17 protein-coding genes and 1 riboswitch are annotated in these 18,988 nt (G+C 43.1%); of the genes, 11 read left to right on the top strand and 6 right to left on the bottom strand.

Annotated features, from left to right (window positions below; translation table 11 throughout):
• Positions 1–22: 22 nt before the first annotated feature.
• Entirely contained in the window at positions 23–1,303 is a 1,281-nt protein-coding gene (gene gdhA, locus QUF73_18035; protein MDM5228023.1) for an NADP-specific glutamate dehydrogenase, read from the bottom strand.
• A 175-nt stretch (positions 1,304–1,478) separates the two neighbouring features.
• Between gdhA and QUF73_18040 the strand changes: the two genes are divergently transcribed.
• Genes QUF73_18040 through QUF73_18050 form a run of 3 tightly spaced genes read left to right on the top strand, consistent with a single transcriptional unit; the run spans position 1,479 to position 2,889 of the window.
• Positions 1,479–2,384 carry a LysR family transcriptional regulator gene (locus QUF73_18040; protein ID MDM5228024.1) on the top strand — a complete coding sequence of 302 codons (906 nt, stop codon included), beginning with the start codon at positions 1,479–1,481 and terminating at the stop codon, positions 2,382–2,384.
• 58 nt (positions 2,385–2,442) lie between these two features.
• Positions 2,443–2,700 (top strand): GNAT family N-acetyltransferase, encoded by a 258-nt coding sequence (locus tag QUF73_18045; protein ID MDM5228025.1) that lies wholly within the window; start codon positions 2,443–2,445, stop codon positions 2,698–2,700.
• 48 nt (positions 2,701–2,748) lie between these two features.
• A complete protein-coding gene (locus QUF73_18050; protein MDM5228026.1) occupies positions 2,749–2,889 on the top strand; it encodes a hypothetical protein in 141 nt (46 codons plus the stop codon).
• Positions 2,890–2,907: 18 nt separating this feature from the next.
• On the opposite strand, the gene QUF73_18055 is transcribed toward QUF73_18050, so the two are convergent.
• Entirely contained in the window at positions 2,908–3,807 is a 900-nt protein-coding gene (locus tag QUF73_18055; protein MDM5228027.1) for a DMT family transporter, read from the bottom strand.
• Between the two features lie 72 nt (positions 3,808–3,879).
• Positions 3,880–5,061: an MFS transporter gene (locus tag QUF73_18060; protein ID MDM5228028.1), complete on the bottom strand. Its 1,182-nt coding sequence runs from the start codon at positions 5,059–5,061 to the stop codon at positions 3,880–3,882.
• Between the two features lie 79 nt (positions 5,062–5,140).
• Here QUF73_18060 and yeiL point away from each other — a divergent pair, with 79 nt between their 5' ends.
• Positions 5,141–5,812: a transcriptional regulator YeiL gene (gene yeiL / locus QUF73_18065; GenBank protein ID MDM5228029.1), complete on the top strand. Its 672-nt coding sequence runs from the start codon at positions 5,141–5,143 to the stop codon at positions 5,810–5,812.
• 72 nt (positions 5,813–5,884) lie between these two features.
• Here the strand turns inward: yeiL and guaD are convergent, their stop codons facing one another.
• The gene (gene guaD, locus QUF73_18070; GenBank protein MDM5228030.1) at positions 5,885–7,252 is read right to left on the bottom strand and encodes a guanine deaminase; all 1,368 of its coding nucleotides are present in this window, start codon (positions 7,250–7,252) and stop codon (positions 5,885–5,887) included.
• Between the two features lie 135 nt (positions 7,253–7,387).
• A riboswitch (purine riboswitch) is annotated at positions 7,388–7,489 on the top strand.
• A gap of 172 nt (positions 7,490–7,661) precedes the next feature.
• On the opposite strand from guaD, the gene QUF73_18075 reads away from it, so the two are divergent.
• The 7 genes from QUF73_18075 (at position 7,662) to aspA (ending at position 16,062) form a co-directional block, all read left to right on the top strand.
• Positions 7,662–9,017: a nucleobase:cation symporter-2 family protein gene (locus QUF73_18075; GenBank protein ID MDM5228031.1), complete on the top strand. Its 1,356-nt coding sequence runs from the start codon at positions 7,662–7,664 to the stop codon at positions 9,015–9,017.
• A gap of 23 nt (positions 9,018–9,040) precedes the next feature.
• On the top strand, positions 9,041–10,051 hold the full coding sequence (locus QUF73_18080) for an aromatic ring-hydroxylating dioxygenase subunit alpha (GenBank protein MDM5228032.1): 1,011 nt from the start codon (positions 9,041–9,043) through the stop codon (positions 10,049–10,051).
• Positions 10,052–10,321: 270 nt separating this feature from the next.
• The gene (locus QUF73_18085; protein ID MDM5228033.1) at positions 10,322–11,251 is read left to right on the top strand and encodes an L-lactate dehydrogenase; all 930 of its coding nucleotides are present in this window, start codon (positions 10,322–10,324) and stop codon (positions 11,249–11,251) included.
• A gap of 35 nt (positions 11,252–11,286) precedes the next feature.
• Positions 11,287–12,858 carry an L-lactate permease gene (locus tag QUF73_18090; GenBank protein MDM5228034.1) on the top strand — a complete coding sequence of 524 codons (1,572 nt, stop codon included), beginning with the start codon at positions 11,287–11,289 and terminating at the stop codon, positions 12,856–12,858.
• Positions 12,859–13,006: 148 nt separating this feature from the next.
• On the top strand, positions 13,007–13,777 hold the full coding sequence (locus tag QUF73_18095; protein ID MDM5228035.1) for an isocitrate lyase/phosphoenolpyruvate mutase family protein: 771 nt from the start codon (positions 13,007–13,009) through the stop codon (positions 13,775–13,777).
• Positions 13,778–13,805: 28 nt separating this feature from the next.
• Positions 13,806–14,435: an Ada metal-binding domain-containing protein gene (locus QUF73_18100; protein MDM5228036.1), complete on the top strand. Its 630-nt coding sequence runs from the start codon at positions 13,806–13,808 to the stop codon at positions 14,433–14,435.
• 196 nt (positions 14,436–14,631) lie between these two features.
• Positions 14,632–16,062, top strand: a complete 1,431-nt coding sequence (gene aspA, locus QUF73_18105) for an aspartate ammonia-lyase (GenBank protein ID MDM5228037.1) — start codon at positions 14,632–14,634, stop codon at positions 16,060–16,062.
• An 83-nt stretch (positions 16,063–16,145) separates the two neighbouring features.
• On the opposite strand, the gene gnd is transcribed toward aspA, so the two are convergent.
• On the bottom strand, positions 16,146–17,552 hold the full coding sequence (gene gnd / locus QUF73_18110; protein MDM5228038.1) for a decarboxylating NADP(+)-dependent phosphogluconate dehydrogenase: 1,407 nt from the start codon (positions 17,550–17,552) through the stop codon (positions 16,146–16,148).
• Between the two features lie 75 nt (positions 17,553–17,627).
• Entirely contained in the window at positions 17,628–18,974 is a 1,347-nt protein-coding gene (locus QUF73_18115) for a GntP family permease (GenBank protein ID MDM5228039.1), read from the bottom strand.
• Positions 18,975–18,988 lie beyond the last annotated feature (14 nt).

An 18,988-nucleotide genomic window follows, 5' to 3' on the forward strand; every position in this document is an offset into this window, starting at 1 on the left:
CGGTGGTGTGAGAGGTCGGGGGTTAGTCACCCCCTCCTACTCGATTAATCATTATGTGCTGAAGTTTAGCATCCACTTCTTCGAATGTCCAGGATAATCTTGAGCTGTTTTGAGCCATTTCCAGTGCAGAAACTGCGACGCCGCCTGCGTTGACCGCTTTTGCCGGGCCAAAGAGAACCTTGTTTCTCAGAAACACATCAATTGCCTCTGACGTGGATGGCATATTTGCTCCTTCACCAATGGCTTTTACTCCATTGGCTACCAAGATTTCCGCTGCTGTTTCATCAATTTCATTTTGCGTTGCACATGGCAGAGCGATGTCACAAGGGATGGACCAGATGCCAGAACAGCCTTCAAAGTATTGTGCATGAGAGTGATCTTTCACGTATTCCCGAATTCTTTTTCTTTCGACTTCTTTAAGTCTTTTTACTGTATCAAGGCTGATGCCGTTCGGGTCATAAATATACCCGTCAGAATCGCTGCATGCCACAACCTTGGCGCCCAGCTGTGCCGCTTTTTCAATCGCATAGGTGGAGACATTGCCTGATCCGGAGACAACGACTGTGCTTCCTGTAAAGGCAAGGCCACTTGCTTTCAGCATTTCTTGTACAAAATAAACAGTACCGTAACCTGTAGCTTCAGTGCGGGTTAAGCTGCCGCCATAACCAATCCCCTTCCCTGTCAGGATTCCGGCTTCATATCCTCCACGGATTCTTTTATACTGTCCAAATAGATATCCTATTTCCCTGGGGCCAACCCCAATATCTCCAGCTGGAACATCGATATCCGGTCCGATATGCCTGCATAGTTCCAGCATGAAGCTTTGAGTGAATCTCATGATTTCCCTATCAGATTTCCCCTTGGGATCAAAATCTGATCCGCCTTTTCCTCCTCCGATTGGCTGACCTGTAAGGGCGTTTTTGAAAATTTGTTCAAAGCCCAGAAATTTGATGATGCTGGCATTTACAGAAGGATGGAATCGCAAACCGCCTTTATAGGGACCGATTGCACTATTAAATTGTACACGGAACCCGCGGTTTACCTGTACTTTTCCTCTGTCATCCACCCAAGGGACTCTGAAGGAAATCACTCTTTCAGGTTCCACAATTCTTTCAAGTATATTTTGTTCCATGTATTCGGGATGTTTTGCAAATACAGGCACGAGTGAATCAAACATTTCTTTCACAACCTGATAAAATTCACTTTCATTAGGATTTCGCTGTTTGACCTTTTCAAATACTTCATGAACATAACCTTTTGCCTTTATTGTTTCCGTGTCTTTAAGCTCTGTTAAGACAGTCATGCTGCTGCAGCCCTCCTTTGTGGTTAATACTGAATTCTATAAATGCTTTCTGGATCAGAATGATTTGAAAAATTGTATGATTCTCTCATTTTATAGTTGAAAATCAATCTAAACAATATGAAAATTAGATAAGAATGATGCCGAAAATAGATGATTACTGAAAGGAAGAGCTCATTTGGAGTTAAGGCAAATAAAATATTTTATTGAAGTTGCGAAAAGAGAGCATGTAACTGATGCGGCGATGGCTTTACATGTTGCCCAATCCGCTGTGAGCAGGCAGATTTTTAATTTGGAGTCTGAGCTGGGTGTGAATCTGTTTATTCGGGAAGGGAGAAATGTAAAATTAACGCCAATCGGCAAGATATTTTTAGAACAGATGGAAGAAGCCATAAAAGTAATCGATAATGCGAAGCGCCAGGTCAGAGAGTATCTGGATCCGGAGCAAGGCAGAATACGTTTTGGTTTTCCAAGCAGTCTGGCACTTTACACGCTGCCTTCCATCATTTCTTCCTTCCGTGAGCGCTATCCTCATGTGAAATTTGAACTGAAACAGAGCTCCTATCGTGATTTGATTAGCGGAGTGGCGGAAGGGGAAATCGATATGGCTTTGATTGGTCCGTTGCCAAAGCAGGAAAGAAAGGTTAAGGGTGATATATTATTTACAGAGAATATGGTTGCCTTGCTTCCATCTGCCCATCCTCTTGCAGATAAACCTTTACTGAAGCTGGACCACTTAAAAGATGAATCATTTATCTTGTTCCCTAAGGGATATGTTTTGCGGGAAATATTCGATATTGCCTGCAGTCAGCTTGGCTTTCACACTAAAGTGTCATTTGAAGGCGATGATATTGATACGATTAAAGGATTAGTCTCAGCAGGCTTGGGTTTGACGCTTATTCCAGAATCTACATTGGCTGACAGCCTGCCGCGTTCAACAGCAATGCTGCCTGTTATTAATCCCCAGGTCACCCGTACAGTAGGCATCATTATTCCCAGCGAACGCCAGCTGCTGCCGACAGAGAAACTTTTTTACCACTTCATTCGCGATTTCTTTGCTGTATTGAATCAATTTCAAAACTGACGAGGCTCTTCCTTATCGGAGATAACAGAACTGACCCCAATGTTAGCAGGGCTTTACGATGTACTGCATGGACTTCGACGATAAGGAATATTGGATTTACCGTCTGATGATTGATGCAAAGCATCAGTCAAAAGGCTACGGGAAAGCGGCTATGGAGAAGCTGATTGAGCGGATTAAGCAGGATCAGGAGCATAAGGTGATATATTTAAGCTTTGAGCCTGAAAACAATCTGGCGAAGGGGTTGTATGAAAAACTGGGCTTTGAAGCAGATGGCCGGGTAATTGATGGGGAAATCGTCTATAAACTAGCGTATTAATCAAAAGAGCTCCTGCTGTGGGAGCTCTTATTCATGGAGGTGGACCAATTGCTTAAAAAGAATAGAACATGGCTTGTACTTTTCATAATCATTATTCTCTTGATTGCAGGAGTGCTTGACCTCAAGTATCAAGGGCTGTTCTTTCAGCTGCTGCCGGAATCCGTTCAGTCAAAAATTACAGGTGCCTGATCCTTTAAATGTGCCGGGTCAGGCACTTTCCTTTCTGCTTCGGAAAAAGCCTGTCCCCAATTCATTAAAAGCAATAGCAGCCAGAATAATCGCTGTCCCTGCCCACTGAAGCGGTGTTACGGTTTCTGACAAAATAATGCTGGCTGATAAAATGGCGATCGGCAATTCAATGGAGGTTAAGATATTGGCGATTCCTCCTGAAACTAAAGGCGCGCCAGCTGCGAAAAACAGCGGAGGAAGGACTGCCCCAAATAATGAAACACCGACTGTAATTGTCAGCAGATTTTCCTCCAAAGGCAGCACAGACGGGATATCACCCATAAATAGGATAAGCACCAGGATGGTTGATCCGGTTACCATTAAAGAACTCCGTGTCCAGGGATCCACATGAACAGCGACCTTTCCGCTGAAGAAGATAAATCCTGCATAAGTGAACGCGGAGAGAATCCCAAATATGAAACCTTTCAATGGAAAGCCCTGAATGTCGCCATTTATGATATTCGAAGCAAAAAAGACCCCGATTAGTATTAAAATGATGGATAGTACAGTAACAGGCGAGGGTTTTATTTTGCTGGAAATCCATTCTAAAATAATCCCGATCCACACGAACTGGAACATTAAAATGATGGCCAGGGATGCAGGAAGATACTGCATTGAACCATAATAAAAAATACTGGTTAAACCGACAAAACAGCCGGTCATCATGATTTGCAGCACATTTTTCGAATTAAGCCCTTTGAAACTGGACCTTTTAATAAACGTAAAAGACCATAGCAAAATGAAGGATATAACCATCTGGACGATATTAATTTGTCCCAGAGAGTAGCCGTAGCTAAACCCCAACTTAGCAAAAATCGGTGTAAATCCGAAAAATGATGCACCTAAAAGTATATATAAAACCCCTTTATTTATTTTCAATTTAAAACCTCCTTAATGCCAGCATAAAAAAGGTGCTACACATGTATCACCTTTTTAAGCCTTCTTGTAAAGTTAGATCACAAGCTGTCTGGTTTCCGCCCCTTTATTCTTCCCTTCCAATCTCCGGTAAACAAACGCAAGCAGCGCCGCTGGTATCGTGCAAACCACCATCCCGATAAACGCGTATCTTGGTTCCATTTCATATAAATACCCGCCAAAAATGGTGAAGAGGGCTGTGCTCCAGCTAAGGGCGAGTGCTGAGTATACCCCTTGTGTGATCGGCACCTGTTCATGCGGAACATATTTGATTAAGTATTTCATAAAGGCGTAGTGTGCCATCGCAAATGAAAAGGCATGCAATGTTTGGGCAGCCGTAAACATAATCACATGCGGAAAGGCAAATACGAGTATCCAGCGTACGGTTGAGCCCAGTGCTGCCAATGCCAGTAATGAGCCGATTGAAAATTTGCGGAAAGTCCGGTCGGCAATGAAGAAGAATAGAATTTCTGCAATCACGGCAATGTTAATGATCAGGCCGATTAAATATTTGGGAGCCTGAATTTCCTGCAAATAAATATAGCCATAGCTGTAATAAGAAGCATGTGCTGCCTGCAGTAAAATGACTATGACGAGCACCAGGCCGAAGTGCTTGATGCTGAATAATTTCATTATAGCCCCTTTTGTCTGGCCGGCTTTTGGCTTTTCAGATAAAACTGCAGGCGTATTCATGAAACCGAGACTCAAAAATGCCAGAACGCCGAGCAGCAGTGCCCAGAATATGGCTTCGTCCCCAAGTGCCCCTGTGAAGAAGGTCAGAATCATGCCGGATACCACGAATCCGATCGACCCCCAGGAACGGCTCTTTCCGTAATCTCTTAATTGCTTACTCTGTACGAGAATGCCCGCAGCACTATCCAATGCAGGCATCAAAGCAGGGTAAAAGAAATGTAAAAACAGCGTTACCACCAGCAGGCTTGTAAAAGAATTGGCCGGGATATAGCAGAGAATGGCGATCAGTGTGCCGATTCCCATCCCGTTAAGCAGGGTTTTACTGCTGAATTTTCCTGATAAATTGGGAAAGGCAAAGAGTGTAGAAAGCCCCCGTATAGCCAAACCTAGACTCATGATCAAACTCGCCTGAGAAACGGTCATTCCTTTTATATGGATCAGCCACCCTGTCCAATAGGGCAGAAAAACGCCCCATGTCATAAAGAAACTGAAAAACTGTCTGCCCATCCAGCTCTGTGTATTCATTAAGTATCCCTCCGATATTTGCATGATATCAGGAAGATTCGTACAATAATATGAGATATCTCATATTTTGGGGTGGAGAATGGAAATTTATAAACAGGAAAAAAGGCAGCATTACCTGGAGCAGCACTCTATTTCGCATTTATTTTCTTTTCCGGTTGAGGAGTTTATGGAAGTACGCGAATATAAGCGGGATGAATGGATTATCCGCGAAGGTATGAGGCCGGATTATTTGTATTATGTCATTGAGGGAAAAGCCAAAATTTACGTTACATATCAAAATGGGAAGGTTTCCTTGATCAATTTCATCAATGCCCATGATTATATCGGGGAAATGGAGCTATTACATGAAGTGTACTATACAAAGGGTATTCAAGCCTCCACTAAGACGATTTGTTTTGCGATTCCTTTGCATCACTATCGCACAAGGCTCCTTGAAGATACGACCTTTCTACGTGAGCTCACCAAGTTTTTAAGTGTGAAAGCAACGAAAATGGCTGAAAAGTATTCACAGAGCCTTTCCTTTCCGCTTGAAAACCGGCTGGCGGACTTTATCCTGCAAACCGCTGATGGGGAGGTCTATAAGGAAAAACATGTGGCCGTCTGTGATTTTTTAGGGGTATCTTATCGCCACTTATTGCATGTTTTTGTACAGTTTTGTGATAAAGGATACCTGCAGAAGGAAGGACGCCAATACCGTATTAGGCAGACGGATGAACTGCACAGGCTTGCTGATGTGCTGAAGAATGAGTAAGTGTCCGAAAAAGATTGGCAGACATATAAATCAATGCCACATGGAGAAGCCATGTGGCATTTACGCATGCAGTTAAGAACGCGAGTGAACCTTTTCCCCTTGAACCCAGACTTCCCGAATATGCTCCGGACGGACAAGATACATGATTTTCTGAAAAATATCATCTAACGATTCATTTTCGGCAAAGATGGGCAGGCTTGTTCCCGGTACTTTTGTATCGACGATTTGAACGTCCCATGCATAGTTCTCCTGAATTCGCCCAATAGGCAGACTCAAGCTTTCTCCGCCGCCGGCTGTAGCCAGATAAAAGGCTTCATGGATGGAAATCCGGGAGTCCGGCACACCCCGTTCCTCTGCAGAAAGAGCAGGATTTACTCCGTCCTCGAGCATTCTGGAGGAGACAACAGCCTGTTTGGCATTATCATAAAGACTTGGAGTCGCGCCAGCTGAAATATCCGTCCCTAATCCAATATCAATTCCCTTAGCCATAAAGCGCTTGATTGGAATCACGCTATTGGCGAAGTAGGCATTGGATAATGGACAATGGCTGATTGCTGTACCTGTACTGGCAAACAGCTCTGCATCATGGTCATCCAGGAAATTGCAATGAGCCATCACCGATTTATCCCCTAATAATCCAAAATCATGCAGGGCAGCCGCATCATGCTTGCTGAAACGTTCCTGTACATAGCTGTGGGCCCAGTCACTTTCGCTGCAGTGGGATTGTATATGTGTATCATACTTGGCAGCCAGTTCGCCCAGGCCTTTTAATGCTTCATCGGAACAGCTTGGTATGAAGCGCGGTGTAACAACAGGATACACGCCTTGTTTAACCGTTTTGGCCAGCTCCTTCACGGCTAAAATGAACTCCTCCGTATCGGCTAATGCTGTTTTCACATCTGCATCCCGATAGTAGTCTGGATTTTGTTCAGGATCATCCATGACGACTTTACCCACTAAGCCCCTCTGCCCTTTTTCCGCACATATTTCCGCTAATAATAAACTGGCCTCTTTATGGACGGTTGCAAAGTAGAGGACCGTCGTGGTTCCATTTGCGAGCAGTGTATTCACGAGATCTTCATAAACCTTCTTGGCAAAAGCCAAATCTGCATATTTGGCCTCTAATGGAAATGTGTATGTGTGGAGCCAGTCATAGAGGGGAATATCCAAAGCTGTCCCTGATTGGGCCCATTGCGGAGCATGGACATGCAAGTCCACAAAACCAGGCAGGAAATATTGCCCGTCTGCTAAGCGGTGAAAGTTCTCCTGTCCCTCATAGGCAGCCAGCAGGGATTGGTAGTCCTCATGCTCAGGACCCGCCATTTTTTCAATCATCCCATTTATATTCACGAAAAATAAGTAATCTTTTAAAATATTTATTTTCTTAGGAGAATGACTGGAAAAAGCGGTCCCATAAAAAATATACGTATATTTACTCATAAACACCTTCCTAACGTTCGTGTTTTGTGCTACTATAGTCATTGTAATGGAAAGAGTAAACTCAGTCTAGCAGAAAAGTATTGTAAAAAATCTTGTTGTCATTTATAGAAAAATTATTGTAAGATAATTTCAATTAAAAAATTTAATAGTGTTTTTCATATAATCGTAGGGATATGGCCTACAAGTTTCTACCCGTTTACCGTAAATAAACCGACTATGAAAAGCAGGAACAGGATTTGACGCAGACTCACTTGGGATTCGTCTGTTCTTTTCGTACTTCGATTTTTTAAGCTCGAAGTATATGCTTTTTTACGTTTGGGGTAGAGCATATACTTTGGGCTTTTTTCTATTGGTCTGTTTAATAGAAACAGAAATTATATGGATATCATAACACCAACAGGGGGTTCTTATGATGGATGCAAGGGCTGAAAAACGAGAAACAAACAGCAGTAAAGCGGGAAAAGAGGTTTCAGTTGGACAATCCATTTTTCTGGGATTGCAGCAAGTATTGGCGATGGATTTGTTTATTCCGCCGATGATTTTAGCAGGATTACTGTCTTTTTCTGTTCCGGATAGTGCCCTGTTAATACAAATGACTTTTATTGCCTGCGGAATTGCCACAATCATTCAAGCTGGATTTGCCATGAAGCTTCCAGTCATGCAGGGGCCATCCTTTGTGCCGCTTAGTGCACTGGCAGCCATCGGAACAACATCTGGCATCGGTGCGATGATTGGCAGTTTGATCCCCGGAGCTTTGCTTGTTGCCTTATTGGGCTACCCGATGAAAGTCTTCAGCAAAGTCGTCAGAAAATTCATCCCTCCGATTGTAGCGGGGACGGTCATTGTCGTTGTTGGGCTTTCATTAATGCCGAGTGCGATCAATTCCATCTACTCGGCACCAGGGAACTTTGGAGAAAATATATTCGTTGCGGCTGTGACAGCGGCTGTGCTGATTTTCTGCATGTATATTGGCGAGAAATCCCAATCAAAATTGAAATACATTAAAATCGTATCGGTTATTTTATCACTGGGTATTGGATCAATTGTTGCTTCATTCTTTGGCTTAGTTGACTTCTCATCGCTGGGGCAGTCGGCGTGGTTCGAGATGCCAAGCCTGTTTGCCTTTGGAGCTCCTGAATTTGATCTGCATGCGATTCTGATTATGGCAGCCATCTATTTTATTGTCACAATTGAAACAACTGGCACGTGGTTTACGGTTGGTAAGGTGACAGGCGAAAATCTGGATGATAAACGCTTAAATGGAGGGGCATTTGGAGAAGGATTGGGCTGTTTCATCGGTTCCTTCTTTGGGGGAACCCCGGTAACAGGATACTCTTCCAATGCTGGCATTATTGCCATCACAGGAGTGAAAAGCCGCAGGCCGATTATCGCAGGCGGTGTGATCATGATAATCCTGGGCATGATGCCGAAGCTGATGAACTTGATTGCATGCATTCCTGGGGTTGTCATTAACAGTGTGTTTGCCATTTTATGCGTAGTCATCATGATGAATGGATTCAAAGTGATTAAGGAAGTGGCTTTTACAGAACGGAATATGCTTGTGATCGGTGTGCCGATTATGCTTGCCCTGTTTGCCGTGCTAATGCCTGCTGATGTGTTAAAAGGACTGCCGGATATTGCGACCTATTTTGTCTCATCAGGTACAGCAATTGGAGCGATTACAGCCCTGGTTCTAAATCTGGTTCTGCCGCAAAAGCTTGAAGATAGTGTAAAAACAAATGAAGTAACAGTACATGCCAATTAAAATCGCGAAGGTGAGTGTCTACTATGCAGCAAGATCGATTATGGAATGAATGGCATCCAGTATGCAAAGCAGAGGAATTATTGGAGGATCCCAAACAGGTATTTGTCCTTGGGGAGCGTGTCGTCATTTTCCGCAATGAGAAAGGGGTTCACGCATTTAAGGATCTTTGTATCCACCGCGGGGCCGCCCTTTCCCTTGGAAAGGTGAAGAACGGAAATCTGGTCTGCGCTTATCATGCCTGGGAATACGATTGTACAGGTGCCTGTGAGAAGATTCCTGCCCTGCCGAGCGGCAGAGCCATCCCAAGTAAAGCAAGGGCAACCGTTTACCATTGTGAGGAGTATTTGGGGCTGATCTGGGTTAACTTAGGGGAAGATCCTGCTCCGCTTGTTTCATTTCCTGAATATAGCATGGAGGGGTACCGGACTGCGATTTGCGGCCCGTATGAGGTAAAAGCAAATGCCCCAAGAATTATTGAAAATTTCCTGGATGTTTCGCACCTTATGTTTGTGCATGAAGGCCTGCTTGGAGATGAGGATCATGCGGAGGTTGTCGACTATAAAGTTGAATTTGTTGATAATCGCTTAATTACCAGTAAAATCCCGGTCTTTCAGCCGAACCCTGACGGGCGCTCCAAAGGCGGATATGCTAACTATGTATATGAAATCCTCAATCCAACTACCGCCCGTTTTACAAAAACAACGGAAGGATCAGATGATGAGCTGACGATTCTGCTTGCTGTCAATCAAGAGGATCACGAGCAGGCCAAGGCATTTATGCTGTTGACCAGAAACTATGATCTGGGCATGCCGGATGAGCCTTTTATTGAATTCCAGGATACGATCTTTTATCAGGACTTAGATATCGTCCAGAGCCAAAAGCCGGAACTTCTTCCACTGGACTTACAGGCAGAGCTGCACCTGAAGTCAGACGCTCTTACCATCGCCTATCGCAAATGGTTGAATGAGCTGGGTGTGGAGAATGGTACAAATCCAATTGAGGATGAAGTCCGTAAGAAAGTATTAGTGAAATAATGATCAGTGCCAGCTCCCAGCTATACGGCAGCTTACCAGGGGCTGGCGCTTCTCTATATTATTAAAAGTTTAAGAAAAAACTTGCGTAAAATCAAAAATCTTGATATATTTTTATTGTGAAATACTTCACAAGTAATTATATTAATATTTTTTTTAAAGTTATATGTGAAAAATATCACATAATTAACAATCACCTGAATTAAATTGAATGCAAATTTTTTTACAATAACATGTGAATGATTTCACAAATAGATATTGGGGGAAACCATAATGAATTTAACATTAGGGAACAAAATAGTACTAGTAGGAAATGGAGCCGTTGGATCAAGTTATGCTTATGCCTTATTAAATCAGGGCTTATGTGATGAGTTAATCATTGTCGATTTAAATGAAGAGAAAGCAAAAGGAGATGTCATGGATTTAAACCACGGCATTGCCTATGCTCCATCAGCTATGACGATTAGATTTGGTTCTTATGAGGATTGTAAGGATGCCGCTCTCGTAGTGATCTGTGCAGGGGCAGCACAAAAACCTGGGGAAACCCGCCTGGATCTCGTGAATAAAAACGTTAAAATTTTCAAATCCATTGTAGAGGGCATTATGGACTCTGGATTTAATGGCATTTTCTTAGTGGCAACCAATCCAGTCGATATTTTATCGTATGCAACCTGGAAATTCTCCGGCCTGCCTAAAGAAAGAGTTATTGGGTCTGGAACCATCCTGGATTCTGCCAGATTCCGATATTTATTAGGGAAAGAATTTGATACAGCAGCCGTAAGTGTACATGGGTATATTATCGGTGAACATGGCGACTCCCAATTCCCGGTATGGAGCTTCGCTAATATTGCCGGAACCCCTGTAGCTGAGAGGTTAACAGAGGAAAGAAAAGAAGAAATCGCTGTCCGCGTCCGGGATGCTGCATATGAAATTATAAATGCAAAAGGTGCAACCTACTATGGAATTGCGATGGGGCTGGTCAGAATAACAAAAGCTATTTTACGAAATGAAAATGTGGTATTGCCGGTTGGCGCACTGTTAGAAGGAGAATATGGCCATCGTGATGTCTTTGTCGGGATTCCATCTGTGATTACCAGAAACGGTGTGAAGAATATTGTGGAGCTGTCACTGACCGAAGATGAAAAAAGGAAGCTTGCCAAATCTGTTCAAACCTTAAAAGATATCCAAAATTCATTATTATAACGAGTTGACATCTTAGAACCAAAGGGGCAGATCATATGTTAGTGGAAACGTTCAATCCTTTTCATAACCTTGCTGTTTCATCCCTGGTGGCAGCCATCCCGATCCTTTTATTTCTGCTTTGCCTGACGGTATTAAAAATGAAGGGCATTCATGCAGCGCTAGTAAACTTAGCTGTCACTTTTTTTATCGCACTTATTATTTTTAAATTGCCCTTCGGAGAAGCTGCGGGAAGTGTTATTCAAGGTGCTGCGGCAGGGATTTGGCCGATTGGGTGGATCATTGTCATGGCTGTATGGCTATATAAAATTTCGGTGGCATCAGGCAAGTTTGATATTTTGCGCGGAAGCATCGCCGGGATTTCCCAGGACCAGCGCATTCAATTTCTGCTGATCGGATTTTGTTTTAATGCCTTTCTCGAAGGGGCAGCCGGGTTTGGCGTACCGATTGCTATTTGTGCCGTACTGTTAGTGTCGCTGGGCTTCAAGCCCTTACAGGCAGCCATGCTCTGTCTCATCGCAAACGGTGCTTCAGGCGCCTTTGGTGCGATCGGAATACCGGTCGGCATTGTCGATACGTTTGGAATTCCAGGGGTTACTTCCATGGATGTATCGATCATGACAGCTCTGACACTGCCGATTATTAACTTTACCATTCCCTTTTTATTAATATGGCTCATTGACGGGTTTAAAGGAATTAAGGAAATATTCCCGGCTATCCTGATCACTGCTGGGGTTTATACCGTTACACAAGCAATCATTACGATATTTATAGGCCCGGAACTTGCTGATATTATTCCTTCCTTATTAGCGATGGGTGTATTAGCTTTATTCCTGAAAAAGTGGAAACCAAAGAACATCTTTTTGCTCAATGGGAAAGAGTGCCAATTTGAACAGCATTCATTAGGTGAAATAGTTAAAGCATGGTCACCTTTTTATCTATTGACCCTATTTATTTTAATATGGAGCTTCCCGGCATTTAAAGGGCTGTTTGCTGAAGGGGGCTTGCTTGAATTCACAGTCATCAATTTCGGTATACCCGGATCTTCTCTTAGTGTCAGCATCAGTTTAATCGGTGCTACAGGAACAGCGATCTTACTGGCCGGCCTAACGACAATAGCAACGACAAAAGGCATCAGTATGGGTAAAGGCTTCAGCCTCCTCAAAAAGACTGTTTCTGAGTTCTGGATTCCGATTATCATGATTTGCGCCATTATCGGAATTTCAAAGCTCATGACTTACGGTGGAATGACCGTCACTCTAGGGGAAGCCGTTGCGACAACCGGAAAAATATTTCCGCTGCTGTCACCGCTCTTAGGCTGGATTGGGGTGTTCATGACAGGATCTGTCGTGAACAACAACACGCTATTTGCTCCTATCCAGGCGACAGCTGGTCATGTGATCGGAACCAACTCCTCCTTATTGCTTTCTGCCAATACGGCTGGAGGCGTGATGGCAAAGCTGATCTCCCCTCAGTCAATCGCCATTGCCACAGCAGCGGTTGGCGAGACAGGAAAAGAAGCAGATTTGACGAAAATGACATTGAAATATAGCTTTGGATTGCTGGTGTTTGTAAGTGTTTGGACATTCTTATTGTCATTATTCTTCTAGTTCGCCAATTAAAAAGGTAAAACGAAAGTGGAGCATTCAGCTCCACTTTTTTGTCCTCTTAAAGACAGACCATAAGAGCAAGAATCAGGACGAAATGGAAGTTGTTCTCCTGTTAAAATGAGTCCAGCAACTTTAGGAGGAGATAATAATGAACAGAATACAGAAATTTAATGAGCTGCATTCTTCAAATGAGCTTTTATTCCTGGGAAACGCCTGGGATTTGCTTTCCGCCTTAACACTTGAAAGAGCAGGGTTTAAAGCAATTGGCACGACCAGCTGGGGGATTGCTGATTCACTGGGATATGCAGACGGAGAATTGATTGATTTTAAAAGACATTTAGCAATCATCAAAACCATAGCAGAGAATGTGAAAATTCCTGTTTCTGCTGATATTGAAGCAGGCTACGGGGAAGATATCCCAACGATAGTTGAGCATGTCCTATTGACAGCAGATGCAGGGGTGGCCGGCATCAATATTGAGGATTCCTTCAAAAAGCAGAAAGGATTAAAAGAGATTTCCTGGCATTGCAGCCTTTTAGAAAATATAAGAGCAGCGTTAGAAAACAATGGCTATAAGGATTTTTATATTAACGCCAGAACCGATACGTATTTCCAGAAACAAAATCCGCTGCAGGAAACGATTGAACGGGCAAAAGCATATGTGGAGAGCGGAGCCAGCGGAGTTTTTGTACCGGGTTTAATAGAAGAAGAGGAAATAAAAGCCATCACGAAGAATGTCAGTGCCCCGCTCAATGTCTTATCTTTACCGGGACTGACAAATTGTAATAAGCTAAAAGAATTAGGTGTGAGGCGTTTTAGCTTTGGAAATGCCTTGTCTGATAAAGTGATTGCTTATATAGAAAAGTATGCGCGTGAATTGGCAGAGTCTATGGATACTGCCATATTGTATAATAATTAACAGCAGTGCAGGAAGGGAGTGGAGTTAAATGGAGGCAAACATCAATCTGTCATTTGAAGAGATGTGGGAGAAAATCATCGCCTGTGATCGTAAATATGATGGCTTATTTTTTACAGCTGTCAAAACAACGAAAATATACTGCCGCCCTTCCTGCAGATCAAGAAAACCCAAAAAAATGAATGTAGAATTTTACACAGAAAAATATGAAGCGGAAGAAGCGGGTTACCGTCCCTGCAAAAGATGCCAGCCAGAAGTGGAGCAATCCCCGCATATTGCCCTAGTCAAAGATATCATTACATTCCTGGTCAATCATTATAAACAGAATTTGGGATTAAAAGATATAGCTGATCAAGTCGGCCTAAGTCCCTTTTATCTGGAGCGCTTATTTAAACAGGAAACCTTTGAAACTCCCCGTACTTATTTAGAAAAAATTCGTATCGATAAAGCAGCTCATCTCCTTAAAAGTACTGCGCTGACAAATCTGGAGATCTGCTATGAGGTAGGGTTTCAGAGCCCTTCCAATTTTTATAAAGTGTTTCGAAGCTTGAAGAACTGCTCACCGAGTGAATATCGGAAGGAATTCCTAAATAAAGAATCAGAAGCTGAGGAAGTTACAAAACCTTTAAAGCAATACATTCAGAAGGACAGCAGCAATTAAACGGCTCTGTCCTTTTTAAATTTAATAAGGAGGTGCTTAACCAAGGGCAGCTTTGAATGAAAGTGGTCAACTGCCCCCTTTTTACTCATCCATAACCATTGCTTATTCCTCTTTTCCGGATTATAGTGTATACGAAGGATAAGTCATTACAAAACCTATATATATCTGTAAGGTTTATATAAAGGAGAAGAAGTATATGCTAGCAGCAAAGAACAGCTTCAGAATTGAAAAAGACTTTCTAGGTTCTAAGGAAGTTCCGGTTGGAGCCTATTATGGCGTTCAAACGCTTCGTGCAGTTGAGAACTTTCCGATTACTGGCTACCGGATTCATCCGGAGTTAATCAAGGCAATGGCAATAGTGAAAAAGGCAGCGGCCAAAGCAAATATGGAGGTTAAGCGCCTTTATTCAGGCATTGGAGACCCGATCGTACAGGCAGCCGATGAAATGATTGAAGGACTATGGCATGATCAGGTCATTGTTGACCCGATCCAAGGCGGTGCCGGGACGTCCATCAATATGAATATTAATGAAATCCTTGCGAACCGTGCGATTGAGATCATGGGATATGAAAAGGGAGATTATTCTCATTGCAGCCCAAATACCCATGTCAATATGTCACAATCGACGAATGATGCCTTCCCGACAGCGATGCATATCTCAGTATTAAATCTGCTGGATCAATTAATCCTGACAATGGAACAGATGCATTCCGTTTTCCTTGAAAAATCAAAGGAATTCAACCATGTAATTAAAATGGGGCGGACTCATCTGCAGGATGCCGTTCCAATCAGGCTTGGCCAGGAATTTGAAGCTTACAGCCGTGTCATTGCGCGTGACATTAAGCGCATTAAGCAATCCAAACAGCACTTATATGAATTAAACATGGGTGCAACGGCTGTTGGAACTGGACTAAATGCCATCCCTAAATACATTGACTTGGTAGTGAAGCACATTGCCGACATCAGCGGCCTCCCATTTACAGGGGCTGATCATCTTGTAGATGCCACGCAGAATACGGATTCTTACACGGAAGTTTCCGGAGCATTGAAAATCTGCATGATCAATATGTCCAAAATCGCGAATGACTTGCGTCTAATGGCGTCTGGCCCAAGAGCCGGCCTTGGGGAAATATCGCTTCCAGCAAGACAGCCGGGTTCTTCCATTATGCCGGGGAAAGTAAACCCTGTTCTTCCGGAGCTGATTAACCAGGTGGCATTCCAGGTCATCGGAAACGACCATACGATCTCTCTTGCTTCAGAAGCAGGACAGCTTGAACTGAATGTCATGGAGCCAGTCCTGATCTTTAACCTTCTGCAATCGATCAGCATAATGAACAATGCTTTCAATACGTTTACTGAGCATTGTGTAAAAGGAATCGAAGCCAATGAAGAGAGATTAAAGGAATACGTTGAGAAAAGTGTGGGCATCATCACAGCGGTAAACCCTCACCTCGGCTATGAAGTCGTATCAAGAATCGCGAGGGAAGCCATTTTAACAGGCTCTCCAATCAGGGAACTATGCCTGAAATATGATGTGCTGACAGAAGAAGAACTGGATTTAATTCTCGATCCATATGAAATGACAGATCCTGGCATCGCAGGTGCTGCGCTGCTGGAAAGAGACTAAACTAAACACGCTTGCCCCCTATGCTCAGCAGCTGGCGGGGGCAAGCGTTTTTTCTTCTCTATTGATTTAGCGAAGGTGCCGCTTTATTCATTCCAATTTGTGTGGAAGGTTCCTTCTAAATCAGTCCGTTCATACGTATGGGCACCAAAGTAATCACGCTGTGCCTGCAGCATGCTCGCATTGGATGTTCCTGTCCGATAGCTATCGTAATAGGAAAGAGATGAGCTCAAGCATGGTAAAGCGATGCCGGATTGAATGCCTTCGCAGACAATTTTACGCAGCCCGTTTTGATAGTCCCTGATTCTTTCTGCAAAGTAAGGAGAGACTAACAAATTGGCCAGGTTCGGCTGCTCTTGGTAGGCCTCGCTTATGACATTTAAGAATTCCGCACGAATGATGCAGCCGTCGCGGAAAATCAGGGCGATATCCTTCAGAGGCAGATTCCAGCCATACAGTTCGGATGACATTTTATATTGGGTAAATCCTTGCGCATAGGCGCATACTTTTCCCATATATAAAGCTTGTCGGATGTATTCAATCCACTCCTCTTTTTCGAGGGCTGTCTGATTCTTCTCTGGACCTGTTAAGAGTGTTTCTGCTGTCACACGTTCTTCTTTTAAAGCAGAAATATAACGGGCGAATAAGGATTCTGTAATGATCGAGGTTGGAATTCCATTATCGATGGCTTGCAGGCTGGTCCATTTTCCGGTTCCTTTTTGCCCTGCCTTATCCAGAATGACATCGATTTGCGGCAGCCCTGTACGCTCATCCTTTTTCCTTAAAATATCTGCCGTGATTTCGATTAAATAGCTCTTCAGCTCGCCTTGATTCCAAGCTTCAAAGATATCAGCTATTTCCTTAACCGATAATCCTAATTTATCTCTTAAAAATGTATAGGCTTCGGCAATCAGCTGCATATCCGCATACTCAATTCCATTATGTACCATTTTAACGAAATGGCCTGCCCCTTTTGGTCCGATATAGACACAGCAAGGAATACCGTCAACCTGTGCAGCTATCTTTGTAAGAATAGGAGCGGCTTTATCATAGACCTCTTTGTCTCCGCCAGGCATGATGGAAGGTCCTGTTAAGGCACCGACTTCACCGCCTGAGATTCCAATTCCTAAATAACCAATTCCTTTTGATTTCAGTTCATCATATCTTCTTCCTGTATCTTCATAATGGGAGTTTCCGCCGTCCATGATGACATCACCTTCTTCAAGGAAGGGGATCAAGCTGGAGATAACAGAATCAATAGCTTTCCCTGCGGTAACCATTAAAAAGATTTTTCTTGGTGTTTCCAAGGAATTTACAAAATCCCCAATTTCGTAATAAGGGTTAATAGTTTGCCCATCCAGTTTTTGTACAAGTTTATCGGTTAAGTCCCTTGTGTAATTATATACTGCCACTTGTTCTCCGTTATTGGCCATGTTCAAAGCGATATTGCTGCCCATTACTCCTAAACCAATAACACCAATTGTATTTAACATATTTCTTGCTCCCTTTTTCAGATTAATAGGCAATGGAACCCTCCCAGGAAGTAGGGTTCCATTGCCTTAAATAGTTTATACAAATAAGCTTAGCAATAAAATAAATCCTAATCCAGCTACAGATATAATGGTTTCAAGCAAGGTCCATGTTGCAAACGTTTCCTTCATGCTTAATCCAAAGTATTCTTTAAACATCCAGAAGCCGGCATCGTTAACATGTGAAGCAATTAAGCTCCCTGCACCTGTTGCAAGCACCACTAATGCAAGATTAACATCCGATTGGCCCAGCATCGGAATGACTAAACCAGCTGTTGTTAAGGCAGCCACTGTGGCAGACCCTAATGAAATCCGCAGGATGGCAGCGATAATCCATGCAAGCAAAATCGGTGATAAGTTCGTTCCTTTGAATAGCTCTGCTACATAGTCACCAACACCGCCATCGATTAATACTTGTTTGAAGGCACCGCCTCCGCCAATAATCAAGAGCATCATCCCGATATGGGTGATAGCTGTTGTACAGGATTCCATCACATTTTTAATTGGAATCTTCCTTGCCAGTCCCATCGTATAGATGGCAACCAATAAGGAGATCAGCATCGAAGTGCCGGCGTCACCAATAAAACGGATTGCGGCTAGAATACTATTATCTTCAAATCCCAATGTTTTTTGAAGCAATGTAATAATCGTTGCGATCGACATTAAAATAACAGGAAGTAAAGCCGTAAATACACTGATTCCAAAACCAGGAGTGTCTTCAAGCTTAAATGTTTTCTGCTCACCTAAAGAGGCGATACTCCCGCTTTTTGTAAATGATTCAGGCACTAGCCTTTTTGCAATTTTTGTAAATACCGGTCCAGCTAAAATAACGGTAGGAAGAGCGATGATAAAACCATAAAGCAGCACTTCACCAATGTTTGCGCCAAATTCACCCGCAATGACAGTTGGCCCAGGGTGAGGAGGCAGGAATCCGTGTGTGACAGATAGAGCTGCTGTCATTGGAATCCCAAGATACAAGATGGATATCTTCAATTCTCTTGAAATGGCAAATACGATCGGAATTAATAATACAAGTCCTACTTCAAAGAATAATGCTACACCAATAATAAAGGATGCTGCCACTACGGCCCATTGAATATTCTTTTCACCGAATTTGTTCACAAGGGTCATAGCTATTCGCTGTGCACCTCCAGAGTCGGCGATCAGCTTGCCTAGCATGGCGCCAAGTCCAAAGATGAGTGCCAAGTGACCCAGCGTTCCCCCTAATCCTGCTTCAATGGTCTTTACAATTTGATCCAGCGGCATTCCGAGTGCTAAAGCAACACCAAATGATACAATGATTAATGAAATAAAGGTATTTAATTTTAAGCCCATTATTAGTATTAATAAGGCAATGATTCCAATTCCAACTATTACTAATGGCATTGTAAACTCCTCCT

Origin of the sequence: Cytobacillus sp. NJ13 (assembly GCA_030348385.1) — a bacterium.
Taxonomy (GTDB): Bacteria; Bacillota; Bacilli; order Bacillales; family Cytobacillaceae; genus Cytobacillus.

Excerpts from the sequence above, each read along its gene's own strand:
- gdhA (MDM5228023.1), bottom strand. The coding sequence starts at position 1,303 with ATGACTGTCTTAACAGAGCTTAAAGACACGGAAACAATAAAGGCAAAA.
- QUF73_18045 (MDM5228025.1), top strand. The coding sequence starts at position 2,443 with ATGTACTGCATGGACTTCGACGATAAGGAATATTGGATTTACCGTCTG.
- QUF73_18060 (MDM5228028.1), bottom strand. The coding sequence starts at position 5,061 with ATGAATACACAGAGCTGGATGGGCAGACAGTTTTTCAGTTTCTTTATG.
- yeiL (MDM5228029.1), top strand. The coding sequence starts at position 5,141 with ATGGAAATTTATAAACAGGAAAAAAGGCAGCATTACCTGGAGCAGCAC.
- guaD (MDM5228030.1), bottom strand. The coding sequence starts at position 7,252 with ATGAGTAAATATACGTATATTTTTTATGGGACCGCTTTTTCCAGTCAT.
- QUF73_18075 (MDM5228031.1), top strand. The coding sequence starts at position 7,662 with ATGATGGATGCAAGGGCTGAAAAACGAGAAACAAACAGCAGTAAAGCG.
- QUF73_18080 (MDM5228032.1), top strand. The coding sequence starts at position 9,041 with ATGCAGCAAGATCGATTATGGAATGAATGGCATCCAGTATGCAAAGCA.
- QUF73_18085 (MDM5228033.1), top strand. The coding sequence starts at position 10,322 with ATGAATTTAACATTAGGGAACAAAATAGTACTAGTAGGAAATGGAGCC.
- QUF73_18090 (MDM5228034.1), top strand. The coding sequence starts at position 11,287 with ATGTTAGTGGAAACGTTCAATCCTTTTCATAACCTTGCTGTTTCATCC.
- QUF73_18095 (MDM5228035.1), top strand. The coding sequence starts at position 13,007 with ATGAACAGAATACAGAAATTTAATGAGCTGCATTCTTCAAATGAGCTT.
- QUF73_18100 (MDM5228036.1), top strand. The coding sequence starts at position 13,806 with ATGGAGGCAAACATCAATCTGTCATTTGAAGAGATGTGGGAGAAAATC.
- aspA (MDM5228037.1), top strand. The coding sequence starts at position 14,632 with ATGCTAGCAGCAAAGAACAGCTTCAGAATTGAAAAAGACTTTCTAGGT.
- gnd (MDM5228038.1), bottom strand. The coding sequence starts at position 17,552 with ATGTTAAATACAATTGGTGTTATTGGTTTAGGAGTAATGGGCAGCAAT.
- QUF73_18115 (MDM5228039.1), bottom strand. The coding sequence starts at position 18,974 with ATGCCATTAGTAATAGTTGGAATTGGAATCATTGCCTTATTAATACTA.